Source organism: Xenorhabdus littoralis, assembly GCF_033949345.1.
In the GTDB taxonomy this organism is placed as follows: domain Bacteria; phylum Pseudomonadota; class Gammaproteobacteria; order Enterobacterales; family Enterobacteriaceae; genus Xenorhabdus; species Xenorhabdus littoralis.
Genome location: NZ_VCDP01000256.1, coordinates 1 through 365 on the forward strand (window position 1 = coordinate 1; position 365 = coordinate 365).

A 365-nucleotide genomic window follows, 5' to 3' on the forward strand; every position below is an offset into this window, starting at 1 on the left:
TACTTATAGATTTTTAAGTCGTAATAGAATGACTAAGTTGTTTGACGAGAAATTTTGCATACTTTTTTTCGATTTCGGCTGTTATTATACCGTTTTCTAAAAGTATGTAAGTGTTGTTTTGTTCGTCAGTTAGTAATCTGATGTTATCATTTTTTGGGGAAATGGCAACATCTTTTTCTTTTTCATTGATATTTTTTAATTGTATTTGCGGTAATGGGGGTACAGTTTTGATAAGTTTGTTCATTTCTTCTTGAAATTCTTTTGTTTTAACTTTACCCATGTTTGTTTTAAGTAAATTACATTTTCGTAGATCTAGAGGGTTTCCTGTGATGTTGTAACATGCTTCTTTTTGTGTGTTGCATTCT

At 29.6% G+C, this 365-nt stretch carries 1 protein-coding gene; it reads right to left on the bottom strand.

Features of this window, described 5'->3' with window-relative positions:
* Positions 1-13 precede the first annotated feature (13 nt).
* Positions 14-365, bottom strand: a 352-nt coding sequence (locus FE394_RS19540) for a hypothetical protein (RefSeq protein WP_319927973.1), incomplete at its 5' end; no start/stop codon positions are given.